We start from the raw sequence: 22,434 nt of genomic DNA, 5'->3' as shown, positions 1-22,434 counted from the left end.
TTTGTGTTTGTATTAAAAAAATACTCTGCGTACCTTTGCGTTAAAAAAATCATTTCTCACTTTTCCTTAATTCCTCGAAGAAATTACCATAAAAATCAAACATTTCAGAAACGGCTTCGGGAATAACTTCGCAGCGATGAGAACGTTTTGCTAAAATCTGGAATTGACTTGATATGGTTTGATAGGCAATTTCTTGATTAGGTATGTATTCCGGTGTGGGAATATCAAAGGATGGTCCTGCTGTTTTACCGCGTTTTCCCGAAGGTAAGGTCATCAACAGTTCTCCCAAGGGACGCATCATTCCTGTCATTACATCTATACTGGCGTTCATTAATTTGGAACGTCGTAAACTACCTTGAGGATTTGAACCGAAGTGCTGTACCATCAGCTGCATCATTAAGAAGTAACTTTCGTTGAATATTTCCATTACCGTTCTGGTGTGAGGAACCGTAACAACGTTATTATTACAATCTTGATAATTTAAACTGGGATTTCTCAAGGATGGGTATGAAGGATTCCAAGTTCTTTTATCTCCTTTTTTGGATTGATTAATTTGTTCTTGGGAAAGAGAGTCTGCTAAATTGCGGAATTTTTGATAGTGCGATCGCGCAAATGTTTCGCTTTCGGTTTCGCTTCCTTCTCCATGTTCGACAATTACATCAACGGCGAATAAGGCGCTTTTGAGGTCGTAAACCTGCATTTGATAATCTGGGTGTGCTTTATTCAAGTTTTCTCGCATGAATAAACGATGTTCTCCACCGACGCTTTCTTTACTTACTGCAAATAAATCGGGAATGTTTTGTAATCCATTACGGATTTGACCGTATAGTTCGCTTAAGGAACCATATGTATGTAACTGACCTGAAGTCGGAATAGGTTCGTTGAGGAAGTCAGGCATTTCCAAACGTATAAAATACTGTAGTGATAAAGCATTTAATGGTTCGAGAGCAAAGTTTATATCTATGGGGAATTTGGCGTTAAGTTGTTGGAAATCGGGAACTGCTGGATAAAATGGTTCTCCAATTGCCATCAATATATTGTTAACTAAAAGAAAGTGAATCATTTCCTCGCGGGCAATTTCCATTAATACTCCCCGCATTCCATAATTATCAACTTCTTTGCGATCGCCACAAGCCAAATATAATTGTTCTTGCGTCCACAATCCCCGACGCACGTATTCTTCCCCGGTGACGTAGTTGGGAACGGAATATCCGGCGTAAATATATTGCAGCATCACAGCAACTTCTAATTCTGCTGCTTGTTTTAATGCTGTGATTAATTCTTCCTTGGTTTGAATTTTATATTCGGATTGCTGTGGTTGTAACTGAACTGAAGTGGGAATATAACCAATTTGCTGTTGATTTTGCAGGAATTTGAGTAAAAGTTTGGATTGAGCTTCAGACATATCTCTTGTGGGAGGCATATAGTAAGTTTTGGTTTTATTTTTGGGGTCTGACATTTGCCACATCAAGCGAGCGTAGGTAGCTACTTTACACTTATCAGCCAAACTAAAAACTTCAGTTTTCATAAACGAAAAGCTGGCTTCGTAGAAAGCTAAAATATGTTCGTAAATTAAGTTGAAATCTACATCTTCTTGAAGAATTTCATCTAGGTGCCAATCATCACCCATGACTCTGACAGCTAAGAAGCCCGAACCGTTCCAAAAGCCGAGTTTATTGTGGTTATCGTAAGCAATTTCCGCTTCATCTGGGTGGTTGCGATCGCAAGGTATTTCGTTGAAAGAACTAGAAATTAATACTTTAGTAGTTCCCGGTTTGGCACCTCTTAAAGTAAACCAACCGCGTCCTTGTTGATTGGTAGAGATTTCACAACTTGAACTAAATTCTCCTTTTTCATCTTGTTTTCCAGGTTTTAATCCAACGATTTGAATTTTACAACTGCGGGGGAAGTGGAAAATTTGAGCTTTATTTTGAGAATCTTGTTCAAATTGGTAACGTAATTGAGGAAAAGCTCTAGGATTATAAAATTGATTTACGTAAATTGACTGTACCGATTGCGGACGACCTCTAACAAAAGAGCGGACTTCTAATTCAACAGCGTTATCTTCCCCTTTACTAGAATTGGGAAATTCGATAAATAAACAAGCGTCGTCAACCTGAAGATTAATTTCCTTCTCTTGTACTAAAACTGTTCTTTCGTTGTCAACGCTTCCGATAATGCACAAACCTTGATTTTCAATATCTTTTCGTAAATCTTCCCAATCATCATAAAAAGGAATATCTATTAAACCACTAGTTAACTGATGGGCTTCCTTGTTGTATGCTTCTGAAGGGATTTTCCCAATTAATCTATGACTGTTAACAGTACATAATTCTAAATCGCCTAAATCCAACTTTGAAAAAATCTCGTGAAATCCAGCTTTAGCGTTAGGCTCACGCCCAACACAAGGAACAGCCGTAATCATATTTAAACTAATACCTTGGGGATTTAATTGCAAAGTCAAGTTTCCCATACTTCCCCCTGCTCCCCTACGGGTTGCGCCACTTGCGACAAGGGAGGGAACCTCCGCAACGCAGTAGCTTACCTGCTCCCTGCTAAGAGCCTTTGAAGTTAATAACCGTCCGTGGGGATAAGTTTTTAATTCGTCTTGACACCATAAGCCGATAGTTCCATGTAATTCCCAGAAACTTGGTGCATCCGGTTGAACTGGTGCCGACATATTGCTGATACTAAACTGCACCACCAAACCCAAAACGTCCTCTCGCTGCATGGCTGACTTCAACATGGAAACCGTCGGCGATATATTTACCTCGTCATTCCATAGAAAATCTTCAGTATCCTTAGAAATAGCAAACTGATAAACGGCAGCTTTACCAAATTCATCATTTAAAATATGAAGAGGTAAATCGCGAATATAATTAAAATCTTGCCAGCGAGCTAACTGATAACCCTCGATGGGAGCAGTTACCATATAAGGAACTTGATTGGAATCACCCAACCTGCCAAAAGCTAACTGACCCAACATAATTGTATTAGTCCAATTAGAAGCCGGGTCACATTCAAAAATTCGAGCGCGGTTGACAGTCGTTTTAACATACTCATTATAATGACCCCAAAAATCAACACTGCGTCCGATAACCGGGTCATCTAAATCAACTTTTCCAAATTCTCTTTGAGTACTAATTATTTTGGCATCAATAGAGAAATGACCGTTACCACCGAAATTCCAACCCATCGCTTGACTAAAAGGACCATTTTCATCTAACTTCCCGTACTCGTTGAATTTTGGTCCCTTATTATAAAGAAATTCGTGATATTCGGAAGCAGAATGGTTTTCTTTGTAAGGTAAACCATTCATATAAACAGTATTGCTACCCATATCTACTAAACCGTTTTTATATCCAGTAGGGGCGTGAATGCGGGCTAAACCTTGAAAATGTAGGCGAGGAAAATCTAAAATACTCATCTTAAGTAACAGCAATGTACTATTGCTATATAGGAGTGAGCGCTTACGGTTTATGCAGCTACGCTGTATTTTGCCTGTCATTTTCATAGACATCTGCCAAGTTATGTCCCAATTACTTTATAAAAAAGATTCTGGACAAAATCCGATGCATAAATTTAAATCTTCTATCTCTATTAAACTAAAAATTATATAATTAACTAACTAGTAACTTAAAAATGAGTGCCGAAATCAATCAAGGAACATTAATTAATAATCGCTATTTAATTCAGAGAACTTTGGGAGCAGGTGGGTTTGGTAGAACTTATTTGGCTTTAGATATTCAGCGTTTTCAAGAACCCTGTGTTCTGAAAGAGTTTTTACCAGATACTAATAATTCCAAGGTAATTACGAAATCGAAGGAACTATTTGAACGCGAAGCAAAAGTTTTATACCAAATTCAACACGAACAAATTCCTCAGTTTTTGGCTTTGTTAACTCATGAGGAACAGCTTTTTATTGTTCAAGAGTATATTGATGGTAAAACTTATTTACAAATTTTAAGCGATCGCCTTTCTAAAACGGGTAAGCCATTTTCGGAAATGGAAGTGAGACAATGGCTTTCAGATCTTTTACCAGTTGTGGCATATATTCATAGCTGCAATATTATTCACCGGGATATTTCTTTAGAAAATGTCATGCTTCCTGGCGATCAAACGAAGCCCGTATTAATTGATTTTGGAGTAGTGAAAGAAAAATTTACCCAAATATTTTTAAATAATTCTTCATCGCAGCAGTGCTTTAATCAAGGTTCAGTTGTAGGAAAAATGGGTTACTCACCACCAGAACAATTGCGTTTGGGACATTGTTATCCTTCCAGCGATCTTTACGCGCTTGCTGTTAGTGCGCTAATTTTATTAACTGGAAAAATGCCATCTATGTTAATAGATGAATCTTTAAATTGGCAATGGCAATCTTACGTTAAAGTTAGCGATCCTTTTGCTCGCATTCTTAATAAAATGTTGGCAGAATTACCGATAGACCGCTATCAATCGGCGAAAGAGGTAATAATAGAACTTGGTAATAATCATAATAATAATACTAATATTAATAATTATGTAGAAAATGATGACTTGAAGCCAAGAATGTCATTAGGTGGTATAATATCAAGTCTATTACCGAGAAGAACGCATCATAACGAGAAGCAAAATTCGGATAACGAGCTTACTTTTGAACAACTCGCACAAACACCAGTTTCTTTAAATCCACAATTTGTAGATTACTGTCAGCGGCAACTTACAAGTTTTGTCGGACCATTAGCGAGCGTTGTTATGGAACATACTTTGTCAGAAAATCCCGGCATAGCATCGAAAGAATTTGTAGAAGTTTTAGCTAAAAAAATTCCTGACGCACAACGAGCGAGAGATTTTAGAAGTCACATCCAACTGTTAAAAGAGTTTAAACCAGAAAAAATTCCGAAGTTAAAGCGATCGCAGTTAAATTTAACAAATTCTCCTGCAATTAGCGATCCAGAGTTTTTGGATCGTTGTCGGCGAGAATTAACTAGTTTTGTTGGACCTTTTGCAAGTGTAGTTATTAGAGACACTTTAGAAGAATGTCCGCATCTAACTCCCAAGCAACTTATAGAATCTTTAGTAGTTGGAATTCCCAATCAAAAAAGGGCAAAGGAATTTGAAAAACGTGTTCTCGAAGAGCGAGACTAATCGATGATTATTTTCTGTGCTGTTGAGGAACCTGGTTTTTTGGAAAAACCGGGTTTTTTAATTTCTAAAAATAATTGAAGTTTGAATCAAAGCGCATATCTGCATAAACGAGAAAGCTTGTCCGGTATGAAGTAACAGAAGCGGTAAACACACCGCAGACGAAATTCAAACCGAACAAGGATAAAAAAATGCTTACTTCAACTTTACTAGATATGTGTGAAATGACCAACTTGCAACCTGGTAAAAAAATTACCATTCTGGGTGCAGGAATTGCAGGATTGGTTGCAGCTTATGAATTAGAACGTTTAGGTCATCAAGTCGAAATTATCGAGGGTAGCCCCCGAATAGGTGGAAGAGTTTGGACGCATCGCTTTGGTAAGGATAATAACGCACCTTATGCAGAGTTGGGAGCAATGCGAATTCCTAGCAGCCATCAGCATACATTACATTATGTAAATGAAATGGGATTAAGCGACAAACTCTGTAAGTTTATGACTGTATTTGAAGAACAAAATGCCTTTATTAATTTAGAAGGTAAAATCTTCAAAATGAAAGATGCTCCTCGTATTTTGCAACAACGCTATCAAGGGATTTTTACAGATACTCGTTATAGTGAAGAAACTCGTTTATTTGCAGCTTGGTTAAAAACGATTGTTGATACTATTTCTCCCGGTGATTTGCGAGAAAGCTTAGAAAATGACCTCAAATCTCACTTGATGGATGAATTAGAAAGATTGGATTTGGAACCTTATTTTTGCGAAGATAAAGAATCTATCGATCTACAATCTTTTATTAAAGAAAATCCTAGTTTTCGCGCTCGTTGCAGTAAAGCATTAGATATGTTTTTTGAAGACATTGTAGTTGAAACCAGTCGCGATTTATTACAACTTCAAGGCGGAATGGAGCAAATTATCGACCGTTTAGTAGAATCAATTAAGTCTCCTATTAAGTGCAATCGAAAAGTAGTAGCTATTAGAGTTAATGGAGAATATACAGAAATTGACTATGTAGAAAATGGCGAAAAATACACCCTTAGTTGCGATTATGTCTTGTGTACAATTCCTTTTTCTGTAATACGAAAGATGGAATTAGCAGGATTTGATGAAAGAAAACTCAACTCTATTCATAATACTTATTACTGTCCCGCGACAAAAGTTGCTTTTCACACCAAAGAAAATTTTTGGCAAAAACAAGGTATTCGCGGTGGTGCTTCTTTTAGCGGTGAAGGTGTTCGTCAAACTTACTATCCTTCTGTTAAATTCAATCCAAATAGCGGTAGCGTGATGTTAGCTAGCTATACAATCGGTGATGATGCCGATCGCATGGGAATGATGTCTGAACAACAGCGTCATAGTTATGTTAAAGATGTTGTTGGTAAAGTTCACCCAGAATTACAAGAAGAGAATATGGTTGTAGAAGCTGCTTCTATTGCTTGGGGTAATTACGAATGGAGTGCTGGTGGTTGTGCGGTACATTGGGAAGATGAATCTGTGAATACTTCCAATTATTTGGAAGCAGCTAGAAGACAACATCAATTGTTATTTGCTGGAGAACATTGTTCTAAATATCCTGCTTGGTTACAAGGTTCTATTGAATCTGCTTTGGAAGCTGTTTACGATATTGTTTCTGATAAGAGAAGAGATTACTTTGGTACAACTTCTGTTAATCAAAGACAAGATGCTTATGTTTTACAAGCTGCTTAGAATAACGGCTAAAAATTTTAGAGGAAAGAGTTTTGACGTGAATACCTCAACTCTTCCCCCTCTCCGAAGCTTTTGGTTAAATATATAGAGACATCTCCGGAAATGAAAAAACCTCTCTCCTAGTAGGAGAGAGGCTTATTTTTTTCCTTTCCTATCAGGGAAAGGGTGTAAGAGGGTTAGGTGTTTGCATAAAGAAGGAAACCAATATAAATGTTTTACGGAGATGTCTACTTTATTTTGCTTAATAAAATTGTAATTTTGTAATTTTTTCATGGTTATGTTGATTTTATTTAATGATTTGGGAAACATAAGAATCAAGACTCTAAATTTTTTATAAATAATATATTTTAATTAACCGTAGAGAGGCTGAGGAAGAGAAGAAGAGAAAATTATTCATATTTTGCATAAATTGAAAAAGCCTATCCCTATAAATAATTATCAAATGAAAATAAGGAAGATAGATGATTATTGTTACCCAATCCGGAACCCCTGAAGTTGAAATTGAGCGTATTATTGGAGAATTGAGCGTTTATGAGGGAACTGTAGAAAAAATTATTGGTAAAGAGAAGGTTGTAATTGGTTTAGTCAGCGATACTTGTGATATTAATCTTGGATATATTCAACAAATTAGTCCGTTCATCGAACAAGTTTTCCGAGTTGAACAACCTTTTAAGCGAGCTTCTTTAGAATACCGTAACGGCGAACATTCTCAAGTTGTTGTCCAAACTCCTAATGGTGCGATCGCTTTCGGTGAAAATCATCCTTTGGTTGTGATCGCTGGACCTTGCTCTGTAGAAAATGAAGAGATGATTGTGGAGACTGCTAAAGTAGTTAAAGCTACTGGCGCTCAATTTCTTCGAGGTGGTGCTTATAAGCCTCGCAGTTCGCCTTATTCTTTTCAGGGACATGGTGAAAGCGCTTTGCATTTATTAGCTAAAGCCCGTGAAGTTACTGGTTTAGGAATTATCACTGAAGTAATGGATACTGCCGATTTGGATAAAGTAGCAGAGGTTGCTGATGTGGTACAAATTGGAGCCAGGAATATGCAAAATTTCTCGCTGTTAAAGAAAGCTGGTGCAACTGGTAAACCGATTTTACTCAAGCGGGGAATGTCTGCAACTATTGAAGAATGGTTGATGGCTGCTGAATATATTTTATCTACTGGCAACAATGACGTGATTTTGTGCGAGCGCGGAATTCGCAGCTTTGACAACAAATACACTCGCAATGTTCTAGATTTATCGATTGTACCAGTATTGCGGACTCTGACTCATTTACCAATTACCATCGACCCCAGTCATGCTACTGGTTATTCAAAGTTTGTGCCGACAATGGCTAAAGCTGCGATCGCAGCTGGTACGGATTCTTTAATGATTGAAGTTCACCCCAATCCTGCAAAAGCTCTTTCCGATGGGCCGCAATCTTTAACTCCTGGAAATTTCATCGAGTTAATGCGAGAAATCAAGCCTCTATCGGAATACTTTGGACGGGGAAATGATTCCGTGACGACTTCAAGTTTTGTTAGTGAAAGTGGAATTAAAGTTGGTGTTTGATGGATAAGGATTGAAATCCTTAATAGGAACAATTAATTAAACCTGGTTTTTTGTGAAAAATCGGGTTTTTTAGTTTTTATTCTTGTAGAGTGTGTGACTAGGGTGTTGACTCTGTAACTTTTTAGGAGCTAAAAATTCATGCACAATTTATATTTCATTAATAATGGTGCTTTCGTTACCTTGATAAATTGCATAAACCAAATTTACTCATCCCTATAAACATTTAAAGAAGGTTTGAGAATAATTAATATGCAATTTGACACGAATTCTTACACAACTCAAGGCGGTATATTTATATCCCGTACCGTTACGAATACTTCTATCGATGCTGCTATTGATGAAGTTTTGATGCGCTTGGATTCTCAACGAGGTGGTTTGCTCGCTAGTAGTTATGAATATCCGGGAAGATATAAAAGATGGGCGATAGGTTTTGTCAATCCACCTTTAGAAATATCTACACGAGATCGCACTTTTACAATTACAGCTCACAACGAACGAGGTTTGGTTTTACTCGGTTATTTGAGTGAGTTGTTATTAGATAAACCATATATTGAAGAGATAAATCGAGAGGATACATCCATTTCGGGTTCGATTAAAATTAGCGATCGCCTATTTTCTGAAGAAGAGCGCAGCAGACAACCATCTGTATTCAGCGTAATTCGAGAAATTATCTCTGCATTCTTCAGTCCCTTGGATGAAAATTTAGGGCTTTACGGTGCTTTGGGTTACGATTTGGTTTTCCAATTTGAACAAATGCCTAAATTATTGGAACGGGAATCCGATCAAAGGGATTTAGTTTTATATTTACCCGATGAGCTATTCGTTGTTGACTATCATTTACAACAAGCATTCCGGATGCAGTACGATTTTGTGACTCAGAATGGTAGTACTAGAGATATACCACGGACGGGTGAAGCAATTGATTACCGGGGTAAACGTCTCAATATAACTCAAGGTTCCGACCACGCACCGGGAGAATATCAACAACAAGTTATTAAAGCTCTTGATTATTTCCGCAGGGGTGATTTATTTGAAGTGGTTCCTTCTCAATGTTTTTCTGAAACCTGCGAAAAATCCCCTACTCAACTATTCCGGACTCTGATAAAAATTAATCCCAGTCCTTATGGATTCATCTTTAATTTAGGTGGAGAATACTTAATTGGTGCATCTCCAGAAATGTTTGTCCGGGTTGAAGGTAGAAGGGTGGAAACTTGTCCCATTAGCGGCACAATTAGAAGGGGAGAAACTGCGATCGATGATGCGGTACAAATTCAGAAGTTGCTCAATTCACGCAAAGATGAATCAGAACTGACAATGTGTACCGATGTAGACCGCAATGATAAATCACGGATTTGCGAACCCGGTTCTGTAAAAGTTATCGGTCGTCGTCAAATTGAATTGTATAGCCATTTGATTCATACAGTTGACCATGTTGAAGGAATACTAAAACCGGAAGCCGATGCTTTAGATGCATTTCTGACTCATTTATGGGCAGTTACCGTTACCGGAGCGCCAAAACGTTCCGCAATGCAGTTCCTTGAACAAAACGAACGCAGCGCTAGACGCTGGTATGGTGGAGCCGTGGGAGGCTTTAATTTTAGGGGTGGTTTAAATACTGGTTTAATTTTACGAACCATCCGACTCCAAGATTCAATTGCAGAAGTAAGAGTTGGTGCCACAGTTTTGTATGATTCCGATCCCGAAGCAGAAGCAGAGGAAACTTTAACTAAAGGCGGTGCTTTATTCCAAGCATTGAATAGAGCGAGTCATCAAGAAGTTTCCAAAGCGGTCATTCCGGAATTTGGCATTAAAGAAGCGAAACCAGCAGCAGGCAAGAAAGTATTATTAATAGATTACGAAGACTCATTCGTTCATACCCTCGCCAACTACATTCGTCAAACAGGTGCGACAGTCACAACATTACGACATGGTTTTCCCGAATCGGTATTTGACGAACAACCAGATTTAGTTGTATTGTCTCCCGGCCCTGGAAGACCTAGTGATTTTAAATTAGAAAGTGCGATCGCCGCTTGCAAAAAACGTCAGATTCCCATATTCGGCGTATGTTTGGGTTTGCAGGGAATAGTTGAAGCGCATGGTGGGAAGTTGGGAGTTTTAGATTATCCTCAGCACGGTAAGACATCTTTGGTAAATGTAGTAGATAAAAATTCCGTTGCTTTCAAAGACTTACCGTCATCCTTTGAAGTTGGTAGATATCATTCTTTGTACGCTTTGCAAGATAGTTTACCCGACGAACTAAAAATTACAGCCATGTCCGAAGACGGAATAGTTATGGGCATCGAGCATAAAACCTTACCAATAGCCGCAGTACAGTTCCATCCCGAATCTATCATGACATTAATTGGAGGTACGGGATTAACAATTGTCACTAACGTAGTAAGTGAATTTACTTGTTCCGCTAAGGGAGTAGTTTTAGCAAATTAAAGAAGAGATGGGGGGACAAGACCGCCTACATTTACGAAGCCTGCCTTCGCAGGCTAATAGTCTTGTAGCCTGCGAAGGCAGGCTTTGTAGCTGTAGCGATACCCTTCTAGGGTATTGCTACGACAAAATTAGGACACTCCCCCAAAATTTCTCTAATTAATTCAAAGATTACTGCATAAACTTCAAATCCCTTCCCCTAGAAAACAATAGCAATTACCAATTACCAATTAGCAATTACCAATCCCCATGAATTCAATATCCGAAAAATTTAAACATCTCCGCGCCCAAAAGCAATGTGCTTTAATTCCATTTATCACAGCTGGCGACCCCGACTTAGAAACTACATCTCAAGCATTAGCGATATTAGAAGCAAACGGTGCGGATTTTATTGAATTGGGAGTTCCTTACTCCGACCCCTTAGCCGACGGTCCGGTGATTCAAGCCGCAGCAACTCGCGCTTTAGAAAGGGGAACTCGCTTAAATGATGTTTTGCACATAGCGCGGTCAGTCACTCGTAAAATCAAAGCTCCGATTATCTTGTTTACTTATTACAATCCGATTCTTAATTTAGGAATTGACCAATTTCTTAAAAGAATTGCTGAAGCCGGAATTAAAGGTTTAGTCGTACCAGATTTACCCTTAGAAGAAGCAGATAATTTAATTAACACAGCCGAAGCTGCCGGAATCGAAGTCATATTACTTGTGACTCCCAATACACCCGATGACAGAATAAAGGCGATCGCACAAAAGTCTCGCGGATTTATTTATCTTGTCAGCGTCACTGGGGTTACAGGAGTCCGTTCTCAATTGCAGACACGAGTCAAAGATGTGTTGCAAAATATCCGCAGTATTACCGACAAACCGATCGCCGTTGGATTTGGTATATCCAGCCCAGAGCAAGCCCTTCAAGTAAAACAATGGGGAGCAGATGCGGTCATCGTCGGAAGTGCATTTGTTAAACGTCTAGGAGAATCAACACCATACAACGGATTGCGAGCCATTACAGAATTTTGCACTGATTTAAAAACAGCGATTAGCGGAGCTAAACGCCTTCAGCGTAACGCAAAAGAAAGGTTAAAAGTTAAAAGTTAAAAGTTATTTTTTCTTCCCATGCCCCATGCCCAATTACCAATTACCAATTACTAAAAAAATGCTATTAACAACAAACACTCCAGACACCTTCGGCAGATTCGGTAAATTCGGCGGTAAGTACGTACCAGAAACTTTAATGCCTGCTTTGAGCGAATTAGAGAGGGCTTATCAAAAGTATCGGAATGACCCGGATTTCATCGGCGAACTGCAAGGACTGTTACGCGATTACGTGGGACGCTCTACTCCCCTATATTTTGCCGAAAGACTGACTCAACATTATGCTCGTCCCGATGGTGCAGGAGCGCAGATTTACTTAAAGCGCGAAGACTTAAATCATACTGGCGCTCATAAAATTAATAATGCGTTAGGACAAGTTCTACTCGCTAAACGCATGGGAAAGCAAAGGATTATCGCGGAAACTGGAGCCGGACAACACGGAGTTGCAACCGCTACTGTATGCGCTAGATTCGGTTTAGAATGCGTGGTTTATATGGGCGTTCACGATATGGAACGACAAGCCCTAAATGTATTCCGGATGCGGTTGATGGGTGCGGAAGTTCGCCCGGTGGAAGCGGGTACGGGTACTTTAAAGGATGCGACTTCTCAAGCAATTCGCGATTGGGTGACGAATGTTGAAACTACTCATTACATTTTAGGTTCCGTGGCTGGGCCACATCCCTACCCAATGATAGTGAGGGACTTTCAGGCAATTATTGGTAAAGAAACTCGCTCTCAAGCTGAAGAAAAATGGGGTGGATTACCCGATATTCTTTTAGCTTGTGTTGGTGGTGGTTCTAATGCAATGGGACTATTTCATGAATTTGTTGGCGAGAAATCGGTACGGTTAATTGGTGTGGAAGCGGCTGGTGAAGGCATTGATACTGATAAACACGCGGCAACTTTAACACTTGGGAGAGTCGGTGTTTTACACGGAGCCATGAGTTTCGTTTTGCAGGATGAAGATGGACAGATTATCGAGCCTTACTCTGTTAGCGCTGGTTTGGATTATCCCGGAGTTGGTCCGGAACACAGTTATTTCAAAGAGATTAAGCGTGCGGAATATTACAGCGTTACCGATAAACAGGCTTTAACAGCATTTCAATTATTATCGCAATTAGAAGGAATTATTCCCGCTTTAGAAACATCTCATGCGATCGCCTATTTGGAAACTCTTTGTCCGCAGTTGACTGGTAGTCCTCGAATTGTCATCAACTGTTCCGGTAGAGGTGATAAAGATGTACAAACAGTGGTGAAGTTGTTGCAGCGAGCAGTTAGCACTTAGGCATTTAGGAGTTGTTTAGGTCAAAGGTGAGAAGTTAGGAGGACAGGAATTACAGCAGATTGCAAGAGATCATCAATTACCAATTACCCATTACCAATTACCAATTATCCATTTTCAACAATGATTAAAAGCTTTAAATTATTCTTTCTTCTTTCTTGTAGCTTCTGCTTTCTTTTAACGATATCTCCTGTTAAAGCAGAAACAGGAATGGGTCAGGTTACGAATGTTAATCAATTGAGCGATGTTCAACCAACTGATTGGGCATTTCAAGCATTACAGTCTTTAGTTGAGCGGTATGGTTGTATTGCTGGATATCCGAATGGAACTTTTCGCGGCAATCGAGCTATGACTCGTTATGAATTTGCTGCGGGACTTAATGCTTGTTTGGATAGAGTTAACGAACTAATTGCTACGGCTACGACGGATGCGGTAACAAAAGAAGATTTGGTAACTTTGCAGAGGTTACAGGAAAATTTTACTGCGGAATTAGCAACTTTACGCGGTCGGGTGGATACTTTAGAAGCACGTAGCGTCCAATTAGAAGCCAATCAGTTTTCTACAACTACTAAGTTACACGGACAAGCAATTATTTCTGCTAACTTTGGTGGGTTTGATGGCGATCGCATTATTGATGCTACGGGGAGACAAATTACAAATGACCCCAACGCTACAATTGTATTTAGGGCAGGAATTGATTTAGACACTAGCTTTAATAAAACTGACTTATTAAAACTGCGTTTGGAAACGGGAAGCGGTTTTACAGAAAACGGTCAAGTTCAAGGTGGTAGAGATAATGCAGGTGGTTTCTTAGAACCATTTTTCGGTAGTGCTTTGGATTATTCGATCAATCCCCCCACAGATAGAAATATTGAAATTTCTCGACTCTATTACACCTTTAAACCCAGTCAAGATTTAGCAGTTACCATCGGTCCGAATATTCGGGCTGCCGATTTTATAGACTTTAATAGTTATGCCAAACTTAGCTTCCGCGACTTTAGTACTCAAGCTTTTGTAAATAACTATGTTATCTTCCCTATTGAGTTTCCCAGTGCTGGGGCTGTAATTGACTGGAAACCCAATCGAGGAGCTTTTACGGTGAGGGCTGCTTATACCGCAGCCGATGCAGGAAATCCCAGCGATCGAGGAAGACTCATTGGAACGGCACCTTTTATTGATGTACTGTACGATTCTCCTAATATTCCCAATTCTCCCAATACAGGAGGAGAACGCGGTTTATTTGGAGATAATTATCAAGGTATTGTAGAAGTTGAATTTTCCCCTTCTAGGGATTTAGCTTTACGTTTACAGTACAGCGGTGGTGAAGTATTTGATAACCATTTTGACGCTATTGGAGCCAATTTAGAATTTACCCTAGCCAAGAAGCTAGGTATATTTGGACGCTATGGTTACAGTAATTACAACAATACTCGTTTTGGCGATATTAGTCCGAATTATTGGATGGCTGGCGTTGGATTCAGGGACTTATTTACTAAAGGTGCTTTAGCTGGAATTGCAGTTGGACAGCCTTTTATTGCCACAGAAATCGGCGATTCAACTCAGACAAATTACGAAGCATTTTACAACTATCCAGTTAATAGAAACGTGCAAATCACGCCAACTATTCAAGTAATTGAAAACGCCGCAAATCAAAATAGTAATGGTACGATTTATACCGGAACTTTACGAACAACTTTCTCTTTTTAAGGATGGGTAATCGGTAATGGGGAGAAGAATTAATAATTCCTAACTCACTACTTTTTACTTATCACTCCTAACTTCTAACTATTCCAATTCGCAATTACCAATTACCAATTCCCAATTCCCAAATATAAAATCATGCAAACAAAATTAGAACAATCAAGTTTAACTAACAATTGGTCTGCGATATTGCAACAATTGCTTAATGGAAAATCCCTTGATATTTCTCAAGCATCGGAATTAATGCAAGGTTGGCTGACGGAAAGTATTCCGGAGGTGTTGTCTGGGGCGATTTTGACGGCAATTCAAGCGAAAGGTGTTTCTGTAGAAGAGTTATTGGGAATGGTAGAGGTGTTGCGATCGCAATCTGTAAAACCTGTTTCTCGCAATCTTGTAGGTGATTTACCTTTTATTGATACTTGCGGAACAGGTGGAGATGGAGCTTCAACGTTTAATATTTCGACAGCAGTTGCTTTTGTCACGGCTGCTTGTGGAGTTAAGGTTGCCAAACATGGTAATCGTTCCGCTTCTGGTAAAACGGGTTCTGCTGACGTGTTGGAAGCTTTGGGAGTTAATCTCAGAGCCGATACTCAAAAAGCTCAAGCTGCTTTAGAAGCTGTGGGAATCACCTTTTTATTTGCCCCAGATTGGCATCCGGCATTAAAGGCGATCGCACCGTTACGAAAAACTCTCAAAGTCCGCACTGTATTTAATTTACTCGGTCCTTTGCTCAATCCTTTGAAACCTACCGGACAAGTTATTGGAGTTAATAGTCCGGTTTTGATCGAAACCTTTGCTCAAGTTCTCGGTAAGTTAGGAACTCGTCGTGGTATTGTTCTCCACGGCAGGGAAAGATTGGACGAAGCCGGTTTGGGAGATAAAACAGATTTAGCGGTATTATCTAATGGAATAATACAGATATTGGAATTAGATCCCAACGAATTAAACGTAAATTCCGCACCGATTGAAACCATAAAAGGTGGAGACGTTCAAGAAAATGCCGTTATTCTCAAGGCTGTTTTGCAAGGTCAAGGTACTCAACAGCAGCAAGATGTTGTGGCTTTGAATGCTGCTTTGGCATTGTATGTTGGTGAAGCGGTTGCGGATACAGGGAATTATTTACAGACTTTTGCAAATGCTGTGGTGTTGGCGAAAGATGCCATGAAAGATGGAGAACCTTGGCGGAAGTTGGAACAGTTGACGGAGTTTTTAAAGTAATTGGATTTATACAACCTTAAATCTCCTCAACCCTCCTTATTAAAGGGGGGTTTTGTTTGATTAATTGAAAATTGGGGATAATTTTTTTCATCCTTTTTTGTAAAACGCTATAGCTCAATATATCGGCGGTTTTGTAATTTTGATTGGGATTATTTTGAATCAATTAGGTATTTTACGAAAACCGGCTCTTCAGTACCTAGTATGCTAATTCTCAGGATTAAATCACGAAAACCTTTGCTGTATAAAGATTCCAAACAGTTTAGTTAGTATTATTTATTAATTTCTTCCTTCTTCCCCTACTGCCTTCTGCCTTCTGCCTTTTTACGACTATTTAATTAGCATAACAAGTGCGGAAGAACCCGAAAACCATCCCGTCAAAGTTATAATGATGGTACAAATTCACCTCTGAAATTACGAGAAGTTGAAAACAAGGTTGGATTTAAAGGAATTAGGACTTACGCATTGACAGAAAAGCCTAAATAGCAGGTATAGTTTTCAAGGCTTACAGCTAGATTTTTAAATCATATTTTGGCGAGAACCGCACCTACGGTGAACGCCAGCAATCAAAAGCGACATCCAAAAGCCTGAAACAAAGTATTTACGTTAATACACAAGATGGTTGTTTTGTACAGTGCGTAAGTCCTAGGAATATAAGAAAGACGAAAAAAAGATGAGTAAATTTTCTGGCTTAATCTTAGTTCTATATATAATGATTATGGGGTGCGATTGCAATACTATAATTAACACCTCTGCCCCTAAGAGCATCAACCTTTACGTTGACTCCAAGCGCGTTGAATGTGTTGGTGTTGCTCCCCAAATATGCCTGCGTATAAGGAAAACCACCGACTAAAGAGCAAAAATGGAAAAAAATACAGATGATCTCCCTATTGCTGATTGGATATCTGAGGGACAACGCCAAAACGCAATTCACTTAATTGTGGTATACGATGGTCAAAATGGAAATTATAAACCTGTTTATGTACAAGCAAATGAAAATATTGAACAGAAAAGAAGAGGTTACTATACTGTTGTGACCGATTTACGTTGCTGAATTTAAATGTCATTTGTTTCACAACCCGGAATGGTGCGTGACACCACAAACCTTGTTGTTAGAAATATAATCGCTTCTTGTGTCACACACCCTACAAGAAAACTTTATAAATACAAGGTTTCATATTCAAAATCATCGGCTGTCGGCTCTGTCTTCCACACTAAACCTTCCTCATCTTCACCCAAAGCAACATCTACATAAATTCTTTCTACAGGAGTTCTAGCTTGGGCTTGATTGCCGTCAAATGGCTGCAAATCTTCTGTTAACAATATTAACTTCACGCCAACAGGAATCATTTCTCCTACAGTGGCACGTCGTAATTCAAACCGCCAAATTCTATCTTGAATTCTACCTTTGGGATGCACTAATAAATCATATTCATCCCCGGATATAGTAATTTTTCTAATTAAAGTAGTTGCTCCCGATGGTGTTGTAGAACCTCTAGCACCTTCTAAACCGGGCTGTAAATCTACGCTTTCCCAGCCGAACTGTTGAGCAAATTCCGATACTCCGGTTTGCATCCATTGACGAATTGACCACTGTCTTTGCATCCCCTGACGCTGTTCGTACAGTCGCACTCTCCAACCACCATGTTCTAGAAGCGCTCCCCACATGGTAAAAGGTATTTCTAAACGGGGATTGATTACTTGAGGATTCCCTAACCGATTAATTAAATTTTCTGCTTGAGTTGCGGACAATTCCGGCATCGGAACAGTTGCATTTTTAGTAACTTCTTCGGAACAAACTTGACGTGCTATCCATAAAATACTCAAGTTTGAAATTAGATGCTCTTTGTCCAAGCAATAAGTGCGATCGCTAGCATCATAAGTTCCCATTTCCTTTAAATTTACTTGCGATGTATAACCCAAAATTCTGATATAGTTTTCCTCTATATTAACTTGTAGGGCTAAGTAATAATCGGCACTCCAATTTGGAATGTCTACCCATTCTTGAGGAACTCGTATTTCTGATATATCTAAAGCTTCACTGGGAATCAGCACCAGCTTTTTACCGTTAAAGGAAATACCCGTACCGTTGGTAACTTCCCAAATGCTCGGTAAGGTTGCCCAATTAGGAAACACTTTCGCATCACCCGCGTGTTCTTCTTTTATCCAAGGTAAAAATACTTGGCTGCTCAAGCGATTGAGATATGCCATCCAGCGACGATTATCTGTAGAAAAGGCTTGGCTTTGTTCCCAAATCTTGGTTTGTTGGCTTTCAGGAATTTCTAGCCATAAATTGGTAGGGTTATTTAAGCTCAGCGTTTCTAAATCAATTGTCATAATTTTGGCTCCCGCTTGAAAGAAATATAATCAAGGTAATTTTTTGAATTTAATATGAGTCTTGAGGTTTGTAGTAATTTTGCAACCATTCCTCTAAAACTGTACTCATATAATCTAGTACCGACGAGTTTAAGGAGATATGCAGCGACTCTTTTGACCAAGTTGCTAATTTAATCAATAATGTGTCTTTACATTTACTGAGCTTTCGTGAAATAGTGTATTGCTTGACTCCCAATTCTTTCGCGATCTGGGATTGGGTCAAACTACCTTGGTAGTAATATTTGATGATATTTTGTCCTTGTTCATCTAGCTGGTTGATTGCAGCAATCAATACATCGCTAATTCGATCTTGCTGGGATTTTCTTTCGGCAATTTCTTCTTGAACAACAATTTCTGATAGTAAAGATTCTTGTCTGAGTTGCGGTAATATATCTTGAAATTCTCCCGAATTATCTCCGGTAGTTGCATTCAAGGAAGCCATATTCGGATACAAATAAGCCCGTGTGGCTTTAGCACAAGCAATCAGCCATTTTTCGATAGTTGTACCATTGCATTCGGGTCCCGGTTGCGATTGGGTCAGACGTTCTTGATTATAAAGTTTGGCAATATTATCCCATACAGCATCATCAGGTCTTGCTAATTTGCGAGTTCCCTTTTCTTTACGGGGAGCGTACAAAGCTTGATAACATTTCCATGCAAGTACGTAATTATCGATCGCTAAATTCAATCCAGCATTTTCTAAAGATTCTACCAACCGCTTTTGAGTTAGTTTCCGCAACAACCGCCAATCGGTAGAAATATCAACTTCTTTTTGCTGTCGTAACAATTCTTTAAGTTCGCTGCTAAAAATTGCACTCGCGTAGTTTTTGATATTAAAACCCATATCGGGTTTAAAGCCTTGCAAAACTTTATCAGTCTTAGTGACGATCGCTTGAAAGCAATCTGATAAAGTATATTGTCCCGATGAAAAATGAGTAACTGTTTTATTCGCAGCCCAGTAGCAAACTTCTTGTAAATAAGCTGATATATGTCCGCTTGCTAAATTCTCCGATTGAGAAAGCCATTCTTTATACCAGTAAGTTACCCAGAAATCTTCGGAATTTTCAGGTTTTGCTAATTTGTTTTGACGATTAGTAATATTTCGACGCAGTTTAGCTTCAGTTGCCCAACCAATTACCCGGTCAGCATCAAATTGTAAAAAAGTTGAAAATAATTCGGTGATTCCTTGACGAGAACGCATAACTAAAATTACTCACAAATACAAATGCATAATTACATCATAAATACAGCTATCTATAATTAATTACCGATAATAGACTTAAATATAAATTTACACAATTTAACTTTGATTATTACTAACTTGGTATGAACGAATCAATTTTGTCAATACTTCTGAGTATATAAATAAATTTACATGAAAATTTTAAATTAGGAAACTTGACGTTCAACTGCATAACTCTGTAAAAGCTTTACCCATACAATAAATAGGGAAGGTTAATTTAAAGGTACTGAAAGTTCATGCTTAAAAAAGTTACAATTATTGATATTAGTCTTGGACAACTGCCTTTAGGTTGTGACTTACAGTTGCGATCGCGAATATCGAATTCACAAATATTCTTCTCTAGTTCTTCTCGATTGGGGATTATCTTTAAGCTTTAAAGTTAGAACACAAATGGCAGCTTTGTTAATACTGGAATTACTGGAATTCAATTATCTTAATTTTCTAAAAATAAGAACAAAATTCGATTTAAGGATAAAATAATCTTATCAGAGGTCTAAAATTATGGCTCTCGGCGTAGGTTCTAGCAATTCAACTTATACATTAAAATCAGGAGAAGCCAAGCTTTGGCTGTTATTGGTAGGTGTTAACGATTATCAAGATATCGGTTTACCTTCTTTACGTTATCCAGCGTTAGACTGTCAGGGTTTGGAAGCAGCACTTGTTAAAGCTACTGAAGGATTTCCCAACAAAGAAGTCGTTGTGCTTCACGATTTTGCGTCACAGACTCCTAAATTAACAAATATTCGTAAAAGTTTGCAAAAAATTGTTTCGCAATCTCAAGCTCACGATTCAATTATGCTGTATTTCTCAGGACACGGGATGTTAGAGCCAAATACGCAAGAAGCTGTCCTGTGTTTTTCAGATACTAATAAAAATAATTTGTTGGCTACTGGTTTACCTATGCAGGAACTAGTAAAAATGTTAGGTGCTAGTCCAGCAAAGCAACAGTTATTATGCTTGGATACCTGTCATAGTGGTGATATGGCATTGTTGGGAGCGGGATCTGGTAGTGCTAGGGATGGAAATATCGCTCCTCTATCCAACACTACCCCGCAACTAATGAATGTCTTAAGACAGCAAGCTTCTCAAAGTAAGGGATTTTGTGCTTTACTCAGTTGCGATCGCGGTCAGCAATCTTGGGAGTTTCCCGAGTTGGGACATGGAGTATTCACCTACTATTTAATGCGGGGATTGTCGGGGGAAGCTGCCGATAACAGCGGATTTATTGATGCTGACGGACTTTATAAATATGTTTATCGTCAGACGGTACAGTATATTGATAAATTAAATCATCAAGTACGTTTAATTAATCAGCAAAAGCTCAAGCGGGGAGATAGCAAGCTTTATCCAGAGTATCCTTTACAAACTCCGAAAAGAATTGTTGAAGGTGTTGGAGAATTAATTGTTGGATTTAAGCACAAGAATGTTAATTCTCAAAAGTTACGACGTGCTTTAATAGTTGATGGATTAAAAAATCAGCAAAACACTCATGATTTAAGTCAATTACTAGCTACTGCTGGTGATTTTGAAGTGGAATTTTTTCACCAACATAAAAATTGGTCGGAAATTCGCTCAGAAATTCAACAATTTATCCGTAAGAGCGAAGAATTAAATAAAAAATCCTCTATAAAAGTCGGGGGAGTGAAGAATATACCCACCTGCTTATTATATTTACGCGGGTACGTTCAAGAAAACGAAGATGGAGAAGCCTGTTTAATTTTAGGTGACGGAGTGCGTTTGAGTCGTTCTTATTTGAGACAAGTATTACGTCGCGCTCAAAATACTCAGCAAATAGTCATTTTAGATATAATAAAATCGGTATCTCCAGGGATTAGTTCTGGGGAAAATTGGCTAGAAGATTTACAGTGCGGTACCGAATACGGACAATGTTTAATAGTTACGGAAACACCTATCGATAAATCAGAATTAGTTACCCAAACTTTGTTAAAAAGTCTTAACGACGCAAATCATCAAGTTGGATTACCCGTTGCTCAATGGATTACTCAACTACAAAAACTTTTACAAATTCAAGGAATAAGTTTGCATACTTGGTTTTCGGGTACCCAAGCAATCATTGATATTTTACCAGGGAATATTCAACAAAATGTTCAACAAATCAACCATCAAAGAACTGTAGTTCAACTACCCAAAAAACCCCCGACTCCTAATCAATTTTCTCATGTAAAAATACCAGCACAATCTCAAAAAAACTTCAGTTTAAATTCTGAAAAATATACCGAATTAGAAAACTTACTCAAACAATCAATAGGAGTAATTTCCGGAACAATATTGCAGCAATCTATTCAAAAAGCAGCAAATGATGAAGAGTTAATCGAAAAACTTACGGATTATATATCACTTCAGAAAAAAACACAGTTCAAAAATCAAGCAACAGCTATCTTATCAATACCAGCTATTGCTACTCAAACGGAGTTAGGTAAATCTCCAGCAGTTGCATATCCCACCATCGACAACAACTTTGTCAACAAATGCAAACACGATTTAGTTTATTTAATTGGTCCTATGGCTAATTTTATCATTGAAGAGACTTTGCAATCCCACCCGCAAATTACTGACATACAATTTGCCGATCGATTAGCACAGAATATTCCCGATCCCGCAATGGCGATCGAATTTAAGCAGCGGATATTGAAAAAATAGGCGAGCAAAGGTCAAAGGTTAAAAGTTATTCAATTTTAC

At 38.5% G+C, this 22,434-nt stretch carries 14 protein-coding genes; 11 read left to right on the top strand and 3 right to left on the bottom strand.

The genetic code is table 11. The features are described from left to right. Window positions 1-49: 49 nt before the first annotated feature. Window positions 50-3,427, bottom strand: coding sequence for a ferritin-like domain-containing protein (locus tag VB797_RS14890; protein ID WP_323238473.1), 3,378 nt, complete (start codon window positions 3,425-3,427; stop codon window positions 50-52). 215 nt (window positions 3,428-3,642) lie between these two features. On the opposite strand from VB797_RS14890, the gene VB797_RS14885 reads away from it, so the two are divergent. The 9 genes from VB797_RS14885 to VB797_RS14845 all read left to right on the top strand — a co-directional run bounded on the left by VB797_RS14885 (window position 3,643) and on the right by VB797_RS14845 (window position 17,169). Beyond that, window positions 3,643-5,127 (top strand): serine/threonine-protein kinase, encoded by a 1,485-nt coding sequence (locus VB797_RS14885; RefSeq protein ID WP_323238472.1) that lies wholly within the window; start codon window positions 3,643-3,645, stop codon window positions 5,125-5,127. 188 nt (window positions 5,128-5,315) lie between these two features. Continuing rightward, complete coding sequence (locus tag VB797_RS14880; RefSeq protein ID WP_323238471.1) at window positions 5,316-6,830, top strand: NAD(P)/FAD-dependent oxidoreductase; 1,515 nt, start codon at window positions 5,316-5,318, stop codon at window positions 6,828-6,830. 461 nt (window positions 6,831-7,291) lie between these two features. Continuing rightward, a complete protein-coding gene (gene aroF / locus VB797_RS14875; protein ID WP_323238470.1) occupies window positions 7,292-8,383 on the top strand; it encodes a 3-deoxy-7-phosphoheptulonate synthase in 1,092 nt (363 codons plus the stop codon). Window positions 8,384-8,632: 249 nt separating this feature from the next. Further along, window positions 8,633-10,828 (top strand): anthranilate synthase, encoded by a 2,196-nt coding sequence (locus tag VB797_RS14870; protein WP_323238469.1) that lies wholly within the window; start codon window positions 8,633-8,635, stop codon window positions 10,826-10,828. A gap of 246 nt (window positions 10,829-11,074) precedes the next feature. Continuing rightward, complete coding sequence (gene trpA / locus VB797_RS14865; protein ID WP_323238468.1) at window positions 11,075-11,920, top strand: tryptophan synthase subunit alpha; 846 nt, start codon at window positions 11,075-11,077, stop codon at window positions 11,918-11,920. Between the two features lie 58 nt (window positions 11,921-11,978). Further along, complete coding sequence (trpB, locus tag VB797_RS14860; RefSeq protein ID WP_323238467.1) at window positions 11,979-13,202, top strand: tryptophan synthase subunit beta; 1,224 nt, start codon at window positions 11,979-11,981, stop codon at window positions 13,200-13,202. Between the two features lie 207 nt (window positions 13,203-13,409). Further along, the gene (locus VB797_RS14855; protein WP_323238466.1) at window positions 13,410-14,906 is read left to right on the top strand and encodes an iron uptake porin; all 1,497 of its coding nucleotides are present in this window, start codon (window positions 13,410-13,412) and stop codon (window positions 14,904-14,906) included. Window positions 14,907-15,038: 132 nt separating this feature from the next. After that, on the top strand, window positions 15,039-16,118 hold the full coding sequence (gene trpD / locus VB797_RS14850; protein WP_323238465.1) for an anthranilate phosphoribosyltransferase: 1,080 nt from the start codon (window positions 15,039-15,041) through the stop codon (window positions 16,116-16,118). Between the two features lie 859 nt (window positions 16,119-16,977). Continuing rightward, window positions 16,978-17,169, top strand: a complete 192-nt coding sequence (locus tag VB797_RS14845) for a hypothetical protein (protein ID WP_323238464.1) — start codon at window positions 16,978-16,980, stop codon at window positions 17,167-17,169. Window positions 17,170-17,273: 104 nt separating this feature from the next. Here VB797_RS14845 and VB797_RS14840 read toward each other — a convergent pair whose 3' ends face one another. Together VB797_RS14840 and VB797_RS14835 are read right to left on the bottom strand one after the other, a co-directional pair. After that, on the bottom strand, window positions 17,274-18,452 hold the full coding sequence (locus tag VB797_RS14840) for a DUF1822 family protein (RefSeq protein WP_323238463.1): 1,179 nt from the start codon (window positions 18,450-18,452) through the stop codon (window positions 17,274-17,276). A 49-nt stretch (window positions 18,453-18,501) separates the two neighbouring features. Further along, entirely contained in the window at window positions 18,502-19,692 is a 1,191-nt protein-coding gene (locus VB797_RS14835; RefSeq protein ID WP_323238462.1) for a sigma-70 family RNA polymerase sigma factor, read from the bottom strand. 278 nt (window positions 19,693-19,970) lie between these two features. Between VB797_RS14835 and VB797_RS14830 the strand changes: the two genes are divergently transcribed. Together VB797_RS14830 and VB797_RS14825 are read left to right on the top strand one after the other, a co-directional pair. Then, a complete protein-coding gene (locus VB797_RS14830) occupies window positions 19,971-20,111 on the top strand; it encodes a hypothetical protein (RefSeq protein ID WP_323238461.1) in 141 nt (46 codons plus the stop codon). Between the two features lie 124 nt (window positions 20,112-20,235). Beyond that, the gene (locus VB797_RS14825) at window positions 20,236-22,395 is read left to right on the top strand and encodes a caspase family protein (RefSeq protein ID WP_323238460.1); all 2,160 of its coding nucleotides are present in this window, start codon (window positions 20,236-20,238) and stop codon (window positions 22,393-22,395) included. Window positions 22,396-22,434: the final 39 nt, after the last annotated feature.

Source organism: Rivularia sp. UHCC 0363, assembly GCF_034931125.1.
GTDB lineage: Bacteria > Cyanobacteriota > Cyanobacteriia > Cyanobacteriales > Nostocaceae > Rivularia.
Note: the sequence above shows the minus strand (reverse complement) of the source record. Positions and strands in the feature narration are given on the sequence as shown.